Here is a 13,556-nt window from a genome sequence, read left to right on the forward strand (position 1 = left end):
GGGGGTTACACGCCACGGGCAAAATCGACAACTTCCGGGCCCTGCACCGCGGCCGTCTGCCGGGCGAACCGCTCGTCCTGCCCGGCCCCTGGGACGTGGCGAGCGCACGGGCGTGCGCGGACGCCGGGTTCCCGGCGCTCGCCACGCCCGGCGCCGGGATCGCCGCCTCGCTCGGGTACGCCGACGGGGCGACGCCCGTCGGCGAGATGTTCGCGGCGGTCACACGGATCGTCCGGTCCGTCGACGTGCCGGTGTCGGCGGACCTGGAGGACAGGTACGGGCTCGCGCCGAAGGAACTGGTGGAACGGCTGCTGGAGACCGGGGCCGTGGGCTGCAACCTCGAGGACTCGCACGGGGGTGTCCTCGAGGACCCGCACAGGCACGCCGACCGGCTCGCCGAGGTGCGGGCCGCGGCCGGCGACCGGCTCTTCCTCAACACGCGCGTCGACACGTTCGCGCACGGGGACGGGAACCCCGAACGGGCCATCGAGCGGGCCGCGTTGTACGTCGCCGCGGGCGCCGACTGCATCTATCCCATCGGCGCCCGCGGCGACGTACTGCCGTTGCCGCCGGCCGGCATCCAGGGGTCCCTCAACGCGTTCGCCCGGCTCGACGGGTGGGGCCCTCCCCCGCCGAGCTCGGTGAACTCGGAGCCACCCGCGTCACGTTCGGGCCCTGGTTGCTGCGCCGGGCGACGGCGGCACTGGGTGAGATCGCCGCGCACCTGACGCAGGGGTGATCAGTGCAGCCACGCCTTCCACGTGGCGGTGTGGCTGTCCACCCACTTCTTCGCGGCCTGGTCCGGAGTCAGCTTCTGGTCGGCGATCATCAGGGAGACCTCGTTCTGGTCCTCCGTCGTCCACCGGAACTTCTTCAGGAAGGCCGCCGCCTTGCCGCCGCTCTTCGCGAAGTTCGCGTTGAGGTACTTCTGCAACGGCGTGTGCGGGTACGCGCAGGCGACCTTCGCCGCGTCCGCGTCGCAGCCCTCCTTGTACGGCGGCAGCTTCACCTCGGTCATCGGGACCTTCTTGAAGAGCCACTGCGGCACGTACCAGTAGGTGAGGAAGGGCTTCTTCTCCTTGGCGAACTGCCTCATCTGCGTGATCTGCGCCGCCTCGGAACCCGCGAACACCACCTGGTAGTTCAGCTTCAGGTTGTTCACCAGCGCCTTGTCGTTGGTGACGTACGACGGCGAGCCGTCCATCAGCTGGCCCTTGCCGCCGCTCTCGGCGGTGCGGAACAGGCTCGCGTACTTGTCGAGGTTCCGCCAGTCCGTGATGTCCGGATGCTGCCGGGCGAGGTACGTCGGGACGAACCAGCCGATGTGACCGGTGACCCCGAGACCGCCCGCGCGGGCGATCGTCTTCTTGTCCTCCACATACCGCTTCTCCTGGTCGGGGTGGCCCCAGTCCTCCAGGATCGCGTCGACCCGACCCTGGCTGAGCGCGTCCCAGGCGGGGATCTCGTCGACCTGGACGGTGTCGACGCGGTAGCCGAGCTCGTGCTGGAGGATGTACTGGGCGACGGCCACATTCGACTGTGCGCCCACCCACGACTGCACCGAGAGGGTCACGGTCTTCGAGCCCCGTGCGTTCGCGAACGGCGAGGCCTGCTTGGTCATGTCCGCGGCTCCGCAGCCGGTCGTCAGACCCAGCACGGCCAGGGCGGTGATGATCTTCGTGCGCGTACGAGGCATGTCACGCTCCCTTCTTCGCGCGCCGCTCGGTCGGCTGAGTCACCCGGTCGAGCATCAGGCCGAGGCAGACGATCGCCGCGCCGGCCACCAGTCCGGTCGCCAGGTCGCCCTGCGCGAGGCCGAAGACGACGTTGTAGCCGAGCGCACCGCCGCCGACCAGGCCGCCGATGATGACGACGGCGAGGACCAGGACCACGCCCTGGTTGACGGCGAGCAGCAACGCCGGGCGCGCCAGCGGTAGCTGGACCTGGCGCAGTTGCTGGACGGTCGTCCCGCCGAGCGAGCGCGCCGACTCCAGGGCGGCCGCGTCGACCTGGCGCAGGCCCTGGGCGGTGATGCGGACGACGGCCGGGAGCGCGTACACGATCGCCGCCACGGCGGCGGGTGCGCGGCCGACACCGAAGAGCGCGACCACCGGGATCAGGTACACGAACTGCGGCATCGTCTGGAAGACGTCCAGGACGGGGCGAAGCAGCCGTTCGCAGCGGTCGCTGCGGGCGGCCGCGATCCCGGTCGCGACACCGAGGACAAGGGTGACGGCGACGGCCGCCAGCACCTGGGACAGCGTGTCCAGGGACGGCTTCCAAACGCCGAGCACGCCGGTGGCGGCCATCGCGAGGACCGCGGTGAGGGCGGTGCGCCAGGTGCCGATCAGCCAGGCCAGCGCGGCGACGACGAGCAGCACCGCCCACCAGGGCAGCCACTGCAGGCCGCCGCGGACCGGGTCGAGGATCCAGGTCGTGAAGTGACCTGCCCAGTCGGCGGTGCCGCCCACATAGGGGACTCCCGAGTAGAGATGGGCGGTCATCCAGTCGACGGCCCGGTTCACCGGCTCGGCGATGCGCACGGTCCAGGAGTCCGGCCAGCCGAGGAGTCCGGCCGGCCGCGCGGCCAGGGCTACGGCGACGGTCGCGGCGGCGGCGTACGCCCACCCCGCGCGGCCGCCGTCCCGCACGCCCTCCCCCGCGGCGCCCGTGACCCGGTCGAGGACGACCGCGAGCAGCACGATGGGAATGCCGGCGGCGAGCGCGGCGCCCACGTCGACGGAGGCGAGCGCCTGGTAGACGCGGTCACCGAGGCCGCCCGCGCCGATCACGGAGGCGATGACGGCCATGGACAGCGCCATCATGATCGTCTGATTGAGGCCCAGGAGCAGTTCCTTGCGGGCCAGCGGGAGGCGGGCGGTGAACAGGCGCTGGCGGGCGGTGGTGCCGAGCGACTCGACCGCTTCGAGGACCTCCCCGTCGGCGCCTCGCAGGCCCAGCGCCGTCAGGCGGGCCATCGGCGGTGCCGCATAGATGACGGTGGCGAGGACCGCGGCCGGCACACCGATGCCGAAGACCAGGACGACGGGCAGGAGATACGCGAACGCCGGGAGCACCTGCATGGTGTCGAGGACGGGGCGCAGGGCACGGAACGTACGGTCGGACAGGCCCGCGGCGAGACCGAGCAGCGCGCCGAGCACGACCGAGAAGAGCACCGCGACCACCATGAGCGCAAGCGTCTGCATGGTGGGTACCCACATGCCGAGCAGACCGCAGGCGAGGATCGCGGCCGCCGTGCCGGCGGCGAGGCGTACGCCCGCGATGCGCCAGGCCAGCAGCCCGGCGGCGGCCGTCACACCCGCCCAGCCCGCGGCGAGCAGGACGAGGTAGACGGCACGGACGGACAGGACGACGGCGTTGCTGATGTAACCGAAGAAATACAGGAAGAGCGGGTGGCTGTCCCGGTTGTTGATGATCCAGTCACTGGCCGTGGACAGCGGCTTGGTGAGGTCGACGGTGAGCGCCTGCGGCCAGCTGCCGCTGGCCCAGCGGGCGTCCGCCAGGGGTACGAGGACCGCCGCGAGGGCCGCGAGCACCAGCAGCTTGCCCACGGCACGGTGCCTGAGCAGGGCGGGCAGCACGGTACGGGGCGCGGGGGCGGTGAGCGTGGCCATCACGCCGCCCCCTTGGGGTGCTGCCTTCCGGCCACGACACCGAGCAGCCCTTCGTGGTCGACGACTCCCAGGCAGCGGCCCCCGTCCATGACTCGGGCCGGGGAACCGGTGCGGGCGACCGCCTCGATCGCCTCCGACACCGTCGCGTCAGGGGACACCGCCGGGCCGTCCTCCGTCTCCTCGGCGGACGGGGTGCGCATGGCCGAGCGGACGGTCATGACCTGTTCGCGCGGGACGTCCCGGACGAACTCGCGGACGTAGTCGTCGGCCGGGGAGCCCACGATGTCCTCGGGGGTGCCCAGCTGCACGATACGGCCGTCGCGCATGAGGGCGATGCGGTCGCCGAGCTTGAGGGCCTCGCTGAGGTCGTGGGTGATGAAGACCATCGTGCGGCCCTCCTCGCGGTGCAGCCGGATCACCTCGTCCTGCATGTCGCGCCGGATCAGCGGGTCGAGCGCGCTGAACGGCTCGTCGAACAGGAGCACTTCGGGGTCGACGGCGAGCGCGCGGGCCAGCCCGACGCGCTGCCGCTGACCGCCCGACAGCTGGCCGGGGCGCCGCTGCTCCATGCCCTCGAGGCCGACCTTGGCGACGAACTCGGCGGCCCGCTTGCGGCGTTCGGCCCGGCCGACGCCCTGGATCTCCAGGCCGTACGCCACGTTGTCGAGGACCGTGCGGTGCGGCAGCAGGCCGAAGTGCTGGAAGACCATCGCGGCCCGGTGGCGCCGCAGTTCGCGCAGCCTGGACCTGTCCATGGCACGCACGTCCTCGCCGTCGATGGCGATCGTGCCGGCGGTCGGCTCGATCAGCCGGGTCAGACAGCGCACGAGCGTGGACTTGCCGGAGCCGGACAGGCCCATGACGACGAAGACCTCGCCCTTGCGGACGTCGAAGCTCACATCACGGACGGCGGCCGTGCAGCCGGTGCGCTCGCGCAGTTCGGCGGGGCTCAGCGTGCCGAGCTCCGGGTCCGCCGGAACGCGGTCCGACTTCGCACCGAAGACCTTCCACAGGCCGTCGACGGAGAAGACGGGGGTGCCCGCGGAGTCGTCGGTGGGGGGCTTACGGGTGGGAGTCGTGAGTGCCATCAGGCCTCACCTCCGATCAGGTCTGCGGTCTTCTCCCCGACCATCAAGACCCCGATCATCGGGTTGACGGCGGGCATGGTCGGGAATACGGAGGCGTCGGCGATGCGGATGCCGTCGAGGCCTCGGATGCGCAACTGCGGGTCGACGACGGCCTGTTCATCGGTCTCGGCACCCATGCGGCAGGTGCCTGCCGGGTGGTACACGGTGTGGGCCACCTGGCGCGCGTACGCGCTCAGCTCCTCGTCGCCGGTGAGGTCGGGGCCGGGGCACACCTCCCGCTTGAGCCAGCCGGCCAGCGGTTCGGTCCTGGCGACCTCGCGGGCGATCCTGATGCCGTCGACGAGGGTGCGGCCGTCGTAGTCGTCCTCGTCGGTGAAGTACCGGAAGTCGAGGGCGGGCTTCTCGTCCGGGTCGGCGCTCTTCAGATACAGCCGCCCCCGGCTCTTCGGCTTGGGGATGTTGGGGGTCATCGAGACCCCGAACTCCGGCCGCTCGTAGCCGATGCGCTCCGGATTGTCCGTGAAGGGAACCTGGTAGAAGTGGAACATCAGGTCGGGGCCCGCGTGGTCGGGGTCGCGGCGCACGAACAGTCCGGCGTCGCTGTCCATCGCGGAGTTCTCCGGGATCGGGCCGTTCGTCTCCCACACGATCACCGACTCGGGGTGATCGAGGAGGTTCTCGCCGACGCCCGGCAGATCGTGCACGACGGGTATGCCGAGCTTCTCCAGGTCCGCCTTCGGGCCGATGCCGGAGTGCAGCAGCAGCCGCGGGGAGTCCACGGCGCCGGCGCACAGCACGACCTCGCGCCGGGCCCGTACGAGGATCTCCTCGCCGTCCTTGGTGCGCACGTGCACCCCCTCGGCGCGCGTGCCGTCGAGCTCCAGCCGGTAGGCCCAGGTCTCCAGGAGGATGTGCAGGTTGGGGCGCTCGTCCAGCACGGGGTGCAGATACGCCACCGACGCGCTGGAGCGCTTGTTGTTCTCGGGGTGGTAGGCCAGGTCGAAGAAGCCGACGCCCTCGGTGAACGGCTTCCTGTTGAAGCCCTCGACGCGCGGGACGCCGAGTGCCGTCCGGGCCGCGTCCACGAAGTCGCGGGCGATCGCGTTCCGGTCCTTCTCGTCGACCGGGACGATGTTGTTGAGGAGCCGGGCGTAGTACGCCTCCATCGGGACGGCGCCCCAGCCCTCGGCGCCGGCCGCCTCCCACTCGTCCCAGTCGGACGGCAGCGGCTTGAACGCGATCAGCGTGTTGTGCGAGGAGCAGCCGCCGAGCACCCGGGCGCGGCTGTGCCGGATGTGCGAATTGCCGCGCGGCTGCTGGGTGGTCGGGTAGTCGTAGTCCAGTTCGCCGCCGAGCAGGCCCGTCCAGCGGCGCAGGGTGAGGACGTCGTCGCGGCCGACGTCGCTCGGGCCGCCCTCGATGACGGCGACTGTGACGTCAGGATTCTCGGTGAGGCGGGAGGCGATGACGGAGCCCGCCGTGCCGCCACCGATGACGACATAGTCGTAGGTCTGGTTGTCGGACATGCAGTGCTGCTCCTCGGGGGTCGTACGAAGGTGCTGCGCTTGAGGGGGCGCGGGGTGGGGGGACCGGGGGACGGGGTGCTCAGCCGGCGAACCAGCGGACCGCGCGCGGCGCGAGGTTCTGGTAGACGTGCTTGGCCTCGCGGTACTCGGCGAGTCCCGAGGGGCCGAGTTCACGGCCGATGCCGCTCTTGCCGAAGCCGCCCCACTCCGCCTGCGGCAGGTAGGGGTGGAAGTCGTTGATCCACACGGTGCCGTGGCGCAGTCGGCCGGCGACTCGGCGCGCGCGGCCGGCGTCGGCGGTCCAGACGCCGCCGGCGAGGCCGTACTCCGTGTCGTTGGCGAGCGCGACGGCCTCGTCCTCCGTGCGGAAGGTCTCCACGGTCAGGACGGGCCCGAAGACCTCTTCCCGTACGACCTTCATCTCCCGGTGGCACTGGTCGAGGACGGTCGGCTCGTAGAAGTACCCGTCGGCCGGCCTGGACCTGGACGGCTCGGGGCGCTTGCCGCCGCAGCGCAGTACGGCGCCCTCGGCGAGCGCGGACGCGACGTACGCCTCGGTCCTGGCGCGCTGCTGCGCGGAGACGAGCGGGCCGCACTCGACGTCCTTCTCGGTACCGCGGCCCAGACGGATCCGGCCCGCCCGGCGGGCGAGTTCGGCGACGAAGCGCTCGCGGACGGACGCCTCGATGATGAGGCGGGAGCCCGCCGAGCAGACCTGGCCGCTGTGGATGAAGGCGGCGTTGAGGGCCTGGTCGACGGCGGTGTCGAAGCCGTCGTCGGTGGCACAGGCGTCGGCGAAGACGACGTTGGGGTTCTTGCCGCCGAGTTCGAGGGCGACCTTCTTGACGCCCGCGGCGGCGGCCTGCGCGACCTTCGTGCCGCTGACGAGTCCGCCGGTGAAGGAGACCAGGTCGACGCCCGGGTGTGCGCCCAGCCGGGCGCCGACCGTGTGACCGGGCCCGGTCACCACGTTGGCGACGCCGTCGGGCAGTCCGGCCTCGACGAGCAGTTCGACGAGCGCGATCGTGGTCATCGGGGTGATCTCGCTGGGCTTGACCACGAAGGTGTTGCCCGCCGCGAGAGCCGGGGCTATCTTCCAACTCGCCTGCAGCAGCGGGTAGTTCCAGGGAGTGATCAGGGCGCACACCCCGACCGGCTCCTGCACGACGACGCTGTGGACGTCGGGCGAGCCGGCATCGACGACACGGCCTGCGCCCTCGGCGACGACGAGGTCGGCGAAGTAGCGGAAGGCGTCGGCGACACAGTCGACGTCGATCCGGCCCTCCTCGACCGTCTTGCCCGCGTCCCGGCTCTCCAGGAGGCCGAGCTCTTCGCGATCGCGTACGAGGAGGTCGGCGACACGATGCAGCAGTGCGGCACGCTCGGCGACGGACGTGTGCGGCCACGCCCCCTCGTCGAAGGCGCGGCGAGCGGCGGCGACAGCCGCGTCGGCGTCGCGTTCGTCACCCTCCGCCACCAGGGCGAACGGCTCGGCATCCGCGGGATCGAGGATCTCGCGCGTCACGCCGGAGAGGGCGGTGCGCCACTTTCCGGCCAGGTGAATGGTTTCTGCTGCCTGCCGTTCCTGATGTCCGGCCATGATCGGTGTTGCCTTCCGTTCCTGTGCGGTGCCCCTGTGTTACACAGATGTCACTCTGAGGGACCGGAAGCGCATGCCCCCGAGTTGCGAATGCATGCACGCCGAGCATCGAAAGTGCGCCGCGTCACTAAAAATGCGGTCGAAAAGGGTGAAAAGTACGCTGAGGGTGACCGTCCGTGGGGGGTGCAGCAGTGACCGCCCATGGAGGTGACCCATGTCCCGAACCCAGGGCTTCGCGATCGCGACGTGCACGGCGACGGCGGCCGCGGCAGTGACACTCTTGTCGTCGCCCCCGGCGGGCGGCCTCGCCCCGGCCCAGCCCGGCGGCGGCCCGAGCGCACAGCAGCTGGCCGCGCAGGCGCGGGCGAGTCTGCAGAAGGCGAAATCGGTCCACCTCGGATACACGGACCTCGGCGCACAGGCGACGTCGAGCCGCTCCCTGCCGACGTCCATGGACCTCTCGCTCGACCAGGGCGGCAACTGCACCGGCACCCTGACCCTGGGAGGGCACGGCGGCAGTGTCCAGCTCCTCAAACGGGGCACCGATGTGTGGCTGAAGCCGGACGCGGCGTTCTGGAAGGCCAAGTTCGCCGGTCGGCAGGGCAAGGCGGCGGCCTCGTCCTTCAAGAACCGCTACATCCACGGCACCACGGCCAACGGGATGCTGAGCGGCATCGCGAGCACCTGCGACCTCAAGGCCCTCCAGCAGGTCGCCACCGGCGGGCCGGCCCTGCCGCCCTCCCTCAAGAAGGGCGCCCGGACGACGCTGGGCGGCACACCGGTGATTCCGCTGTCCTTCCGGAAGAACGGCCTGACGTCGACGCTGTACGTCACGGCGGACCCGGCGCACCGTCTGTACCGCGCTGCGCAGCGGGGCCCGGGCACCAACCTGACCCTGACCTTCACGCACTACGACGAGCCGGTGGTGCTCAAGACCCCGCCCGCAAACCAGTCGGTGGACGTCTCGAAGGTCCAGGGCCTGCCGGGAAGGGGCTGACGGGACCGGCGGAAGACGCTCGGCGAAAGACGGTCGGCGAAAGACGGGTCGGCGAAAGACGGGTCGGCGAAAGACGGTCGGCGGAGGACGCGGCCCGGGGAGCGCGAGACGGTCAGCGCGCCCCGGCGCTCGCCGACCACTGCAGCGTCAGGTCCCGTACGCAGCCGCGCAGCCAGGCGTGAGCCGGATCGGCGTCGTGGCGCGGATGCCAGGCCATCCCCAGACTCAGCGGCGGAAGCGGCAGCGGCACCTCGAACGTCATCAGGCCCAGCTCGGCCGCCAGTGGCACACTCAAGGAGCCGATCAGGCCCACGAGGCCGGTGTCGCGGATCACGAAGAGCGAGGCGGGGTAGCTTCCGACCGTTCCCACCACCCGCCGCTCCAGCCCCAGTTCGGCCAGGGCGGCGTCAACCGGCCCTTGCATTCTGCCCCGGCGCGAGACGATCAGGTGATCGCCCTCCGTGGCGAACCGTTCGGGCGTCAACTCCCCTTCGAGCAAAGGGTGTCCGGCGCGTACCACCCCCACCATGCGGTCCTCGCGGAGGGGCTCGACGTGCACCTCGGGCGCCGTGGAGTCCACCACCCCGACCTCCAGGTCGGCGGTCCCCTGACGCAGGAACGGCGCGTCCACGTGGCTTTCGGTGAGGAAGCGGATGCGGATGCCGGGCGCCTCGGCCGCGGCACGGGCGAAGAGGGCCGCACCGTAAGCGGCGGCCGTCGCGTCGTGGCCGAGGAGGGTGAAAGTCCGGCTGACGGTCCTGAGGTCCGCGTCACGGCCGGGCGCGAACAGGGCACGGGCCCGCTCCACCACGGCACTCACCTCGGCGCGCACGGCCAGCGCGTGCGGGGTCGGCACCATCCCGCGTCCGGCGCGCACGAGGACAGGGTCGCCCAGCGCCTTGCGGATCCGGCCCAGGGTGCGGCTCATCGCCGGCTCGGAGAGATGGAGCCGACGGGCGGCGCCCTGAACGCTCTCCTCCTCGAGCAGTACGTCCAGCGCGAGCAGCAGATTGAGGTCGAGCCCGGCCGATTGCGTCACACGCATTCATTCCTTGCAGAGATTGCACTGGAAAGCAGGTCATTGCCGAGCCTACGGTGACAGGGCATCCCACACCCCACCGAGCTCCCGGGAGGAGCCGTGGCCTCGCACGCCCTGAAACGCTCGACCCTGCTGACCCTGTGCGCCTGCGTCCTGGTCGCCCAGAGCATGGTCGCCGCCATCAACCTGCTGATCCCGCAGCTGAGTTCGTCGTCCCTGCACCCCTCGCACAGCGAGATCCTGTGGACGGTCGATGCGTACGTCATCGTCTTCGCCGGACTCCTCATCCCGGCGGGCGCGCTCGGCGACCGGTGGGGGCGCAAGGGCGCCCTGCTCGGCGGGCTCGCCCTCTTCGCCATGGGCGCCGCCACCAGCGCGCTGGCACCGGATGCCGCCGTCCTCATCGCGGGCCGCGGCGTGTCGGGCGCAGGCGCCGCGCTGATCACGCCCGCAACGATGTCGCTCCTCGTACAGCTGGCCCCTCCGCGGGACCGGCCGCGCGCCATGGCCTCCTGGACCCTCGCAATCGGCCTCGGCGGGCTCGGCGGCAACCTCGGCGGCGGACTGGTCGGCCAGTTCCTGTCCTGGCGCGTCCTGTTCGCGGCCATGGTCCCGCTGGCCGCGCTCCTCGCCCTCGCCGTGGTGCTCACCACCCCGCGCACCGAGGGCACCGCGCACAGCAACCTCGACCCGCTTGGCACCCTGCTGCTGACCGCCGGTCTGGTCGCCGTCCTCTTCGGCATCATCGAGGGCCCGACGTACGGCTGGAGTTCACCCCGCATCGTGGGCGCGTTCGTGGCCGGTGCCGTGCTGGTCGCCCTCTTCACGGTCCACGCCCTGCGCACGCGCGCCCCGCTGTTCGATCCGCGCGTGTTCGCCTCCAGCACCCTGCGCGCCGCCACCCTCGGCACGGCCACCGGCTTCTTCGGCCTCTTCTCCCTCTTCTACGTCAACTCGCAGTACCTGCAGGGAGTCAAGGGCTACGGCCCCGCCCTCACCGGTGTCGCGATCGCACCGCTGACGATCGGCATGGCCCTGTCCCAGAAGCTCGCCGCGCGCTGGGCGCACCGCCCCCGTCCGGTCATCGGCGGCGGGCTCGCGCTCATCGGCCTCGGGCTGCTCGGCGCGTCCACCGCGGACGCGGGCACGCCGTACTGGACCTATGTCTGCTGGCTGCTGGTCATCGCGGCCGGCACCGGTCTGTGCATGCCCCCGCTGACGGTCGGTGTCGTCTCCTCGCTCCCGGCGCACCAGGCCGGCCTCGGCTCCGGCCTCGGCACCTCGGCCCGTGAGATCGGCGCGGCCCTCGGCGTCGCGGTCACCGGCACGGTGCTGGCCGCTCACCCCGACCTCCCGCACGGCATGGGCCCGGCCCTGCGCACCGTGGCCCTGCTGGTCCTCGCGGCCACCGCGGCCGTGGTCGTCGGTTACGGCAACCGCACACGGGCGCGCACGGCCGCATCCGGTGCGGAACGGCCCCCGGCGCGGGCGGAACGGCCGCGCACGCTGCGGTGAGCGGCGGCGAGTGAGAGTACGGCCGGGTGAGAACGGCCGCAGGCCCCGTTCCAGGTGGAACCGGAACGGGGCCTGCGGGTTTCGCGGCGGGGCCGTCGAGGATCGGCGGAGCCGTCCAGGATCAGATGAGGCCGAGCGAGCGGACCGCGTCGCGCTCCTCCTCCAACTCCTTGACGGAGGCGTCGATGCGGGCGCGGGAGAACTCGTTGATGTCCAGGCCCTGGACGATCTCGTACTTGCCGTCCTTGGTGGTGACCGGGAAGGACGAGATCAGGCCCTCCGGGACGCCGTAGGAGCCGTCCGACGGGATGGCCATGGAGGCCCAGTCGCCGTCGGCGGTGCCGTTGACCCAGGTGAAGACGTGGTCGATGGCGGCGTTGGCGGCGGAGGCGGCCGACGACGCACCGCGGGCCTCGATGATCGCGGCGCCGCGCTTGGCGACGGTCGGGATGAAGTCCTCGGCGAGCCACTTCTCGTCGTTCACGACCTCGGCGGCGTTCTTGCCGGCCACCGTGGCGTGGAAGATGTCCGGGTACTGGGTGGCCGAGTGGTTGCCCCAGATCGTCAGCCGCTTGATGTCGGCGACGGAGGTGCCGGTCTTCTTCGCGAGCTGGGTCAGCGCGCGGTTGTGGTCCAGGCGGGTCATGGCGGTGAAGCGCTCGGCCGGCACGTCCGGGGCTGCGGCCTGGGCGATCAGCGCGTTGGTGTTGGCCGGGTTGCCGACCACCAGGACCTTGACGTCGTCCGCGGCGTGGTCGTTGATGGCCTGGCCCTGCGGCTTGAAGATGCCGCCGTTGGCCTCGAGGAGATCACCGCGCTCCATGCCCTTCGTCCGCGGGCGGGCACCCACGAGGAGGGCGACGTTGGCGCCGTCGAACGCGACGTTCGGGTCGTCGCTGATGTCGATGCCCTGCAGGAGCGGGAACGCGCAGTCGTCGAGCTCCATGGCCGTGCCCTCGGCTGCCTTCAGCGCCGGGGTGATCTCCAGGAGGCGCAGCTTGACCGGCACGTCCGCGCCGAGCAGCTGGCCGGAGGCGATGCGGAAGAGCAGTGCGTAGCCGATCTGGCCGGCCGCGCCGGTGACGGTGACGTTCACGGGAGTGCGGGTCATGGCGTTCTCCGTATGACAGCTGGCGGTGGGGCGTCCCTGCCCCGGGGTGCGGGATCCCCGCCGCCGGCTTGTGGCCGACGCCCGCCGCGATGATCGATCACGGGTACGAATGATCGATCTCTTGGCGTCAAGAGAGATCCAGCGGTCAGGCTATCGCGCCTCCGGGATCCCGTACGGCCGGGTCCGTGTGGCCCACCCCACAACGGATGACACGGCGGCCGCCCGTCCGGGAGAGGGGGGACCGGGGCGGCCGCCGTGGGGTGTCCCGCCGGGAGGCGCATCGGCCTCCCGGCGCTGCCGGACTCCCGTGGGGGGGTACGAGGCGCTTGCCCGAAAGGGGCGCGGGCAATCCTGTTTCACATCGGTTTTTGCGCACACTGACGTGGACGTGGCTGTCGCCGCCGCTCGGGGGCGTGGCTTGTCGCCGCCCGCCGGGATGGTCCGGCCCGTCGGCCCGTCCTACTTCGTGCAGCCCTTCTGCCCCGAACTCAGCGCCACACACGCCTTCGCCGCGGCCCCGTCCTTCACTGCCAGCATCGGGGTGTACGCGTCCGTGTCCGCGGGCGCGGTGACCGACCCGGTCTGACTGGCCGCGACCGAGCCGCTCTGCCGGCCTGCCCCGCCCGCCGACACCTCGACCGTGTCACCCTGCGCCGCCCGGGTGATACGGGCCCAGGCGGCCCCGCAGGTCTTGCTGTAGCGCACCTCTACGAGGGTCGTGCCGACGGTGACGCTGGTGGTGGTCGTCGCCAGCGTGCCGCCGCAGCCCATGTGCTCGGGGTCCTTGCCGGTGCAGCTCGCGCCGGAGCACTTGACGCCGGCCGGCAGGTCCGGGTTCACGCTCGGAGCCGTCGCGGAGGGCTTGGGCGCGCTGACGGGCTTCTTGTCGCCGCCCCCGGTGACGAAGAAGACCACCGCGATCACCACGAGCGCCCCGACCGCGCCCGCAAGGAACATCGTCAGCCGCCGCTTGCCGGCGTCGGACGAGTCGCCGCCGTCCGGCCGCCCCTCGCCCGCGGGCCCGCCCGCCGTGGCCGGTCCGAAG

The 13,556-nt window shown here is 71.8% G+C and carries 10 protein-coding genes and 1 pseudogene; 3 read left to right on the forward strand and 8 right to left on the reverse strand.

Annotated features, from left to right (window positions below; all coding sequences use genetic code 11):
- The first annotated feature begins 23 nt into the window (after nucleotides 1-23).
- Nucleotides 24-739, forward strand: a pseudogene (locus AAW14_RS31355) (isocitrate lyase/PEP mutase family protein).
- Here the strand turns inward: AAW14_RS31355 and AAW14_RS31360 are convergent.
- The 5 genes from AAW14_RS31360 to AAW14_RS31380 form a co-directional block, all read right to left on the reverse strand.
- Nucleotides 740-1,696, reverse strand: coding sequence for an ABC transporter substrate-binding protein (locus AAW14_RS31360; protein WP_265567811.1), 957 nt, complete (start codon nucleotides 1,694-1,696; stop codon nucleotides 740-742).
- A gap of 1 nt (nucleotide 1,697) precedes the next feature.
- Nucleotides 1,698-3,635 (reverse strand): ABC transporter permease, encoded by a 1,938-nt coding sequence (locus AAW14_RS31365; protein WP_265567812.1) that lies wholly within the window; start codon nucleotides 3,633-3,635, stop codon nucleotides 1,698-1,700.
- Entirely contained in the window at nucleotides 3,635-4,723 is a 1,089-nt protein-coding gene (locus tag AAW14_RS31370) for a quaternary amine ABC transporter ATP-binding protein (protein ID WP_265567813.1), read from the reverse strand. Before AAW14_RS31370 ends, AAW14_RS31365 begins: the two co-directional genes overlap by 1 nt.
- The gene (locus tag AAW14_RS31375) at nucleotides 4,723-6,249 is read right to left on the reverse strand and encodes a GMC family oxidoreductase (protein WP_265567814.1); all 1,527 of its coding nucleotides are present in this window, start codon (nucleotides 6,247-6,249) and stop codon (nucleotides 4,723-4,725) included. The genes AAW14_RS31370 and AAW14_RS31375 overlap by 1 nt, the downstream gene beginning before the upstream one ends.
- Nucleotides 6,250-6,328: 79 nt before the next feature.
- Entirely contained in the window at nucleotides 6,329-7,849 is a 1,521-nt protein-coding gene (locus AAW14_RS31380) for an aldehyde dehydrogenase family protein (RefSeq protein ID WP_265567815.1), read from the reverse strand.
- Between the two features lie 214 nt (nucleotides 7,850-8,063).
- On the opposite strand from AAW14_RS31380, the gene AAW14_RS31385 reads away from it, so the two are divergent.
- Nucleotides 8,064-8,846 carry a hypothetical protein gene (locus AAW14_RS31385; protein ID WP_265567816.1) on the forward strand — a complete coding sequence of 261 codons (783 nt, stop codon included), beginning with the start codon at nucleotides 8,064-8,066 and terminating at the stop codon, nucleotides 8,844-8,846.
- A gap of 112 nt (nucleotides 8,847-8,958) precedes the next feature.
- On the opposite strand, the gene AAW14_RS31390 is transcribed toward AAW14_RS31385, so the two are convergent.
- A complete protein-coding gene (locus AAW14_RS31390; RefSeq protein ID WP_265567817.1) occupies nucleotides 8,959-9,891 on the reverse strand; it encodes a LysR family transcriptional regulator in 933 nt (310 codons plus the stop codon).
- A 93-nt stretch (nucleotides 9,892-9,984) separates the two neighbouring features.
- Here AAW14_RS31390 and AAW14_RS31395 point away from each other — a divergent pair, with 93 nt between their 5' ends.
- On the forward strand, nucleotides 9,985-11,400 hold the full coding sequence (locus AAW14_RS31395; protein ID WP_265567818.1) for an MFS transporter: 1,416 nt from the start codon (nucleotides 9,985-9,987) through the stop codon (nucleotides 11,398-11,400).
- A gap of 121 nt (nucleotides 11,401-11,521) precedes the next feature.
- On the opposite strand, the gene AAW14_RS31400 is transcribed toward AAW14_RS31395, so the two are convergent.
- Both AAW14_RS31400 and AAW14_RS31405 read right to left on the reverse strand, forming a co-directional pair.
- Nucleotides 11,522-12,511, reverse strand: a complete 990-nt coding sequence (locus AAW14_RS31400) for a malate dehydrogenase (protein ID WP_265567819.1) — start codon at nucleotides 12,509-12,511, stop codon at nucleotides 11,522-11,524.
- 459 nt (nucleotides 12,512-12,970) lie between these two features.
- Nucleotides 12,971-13,556, reverse strand: a 586-nt coding sequence (locus tag AAW14_RS31405) for a DUF2690 domain-containing protein (RefSeq protein ID WP_265567820.1), incomplete at its 5' end; no start/stop codon positions are given.

This window comes from Streptomyces hygroscopicus, from assembly GCF_026168105.1.
In the GTDB taxonomy this organism is placed as follows: domain Bacteria; phylum Actinomycetota; class Actinomycetes; order Streptomycetales; family Streptomycetaceae; genus Streptomyces; species Streptomyces hygroscopicus_D.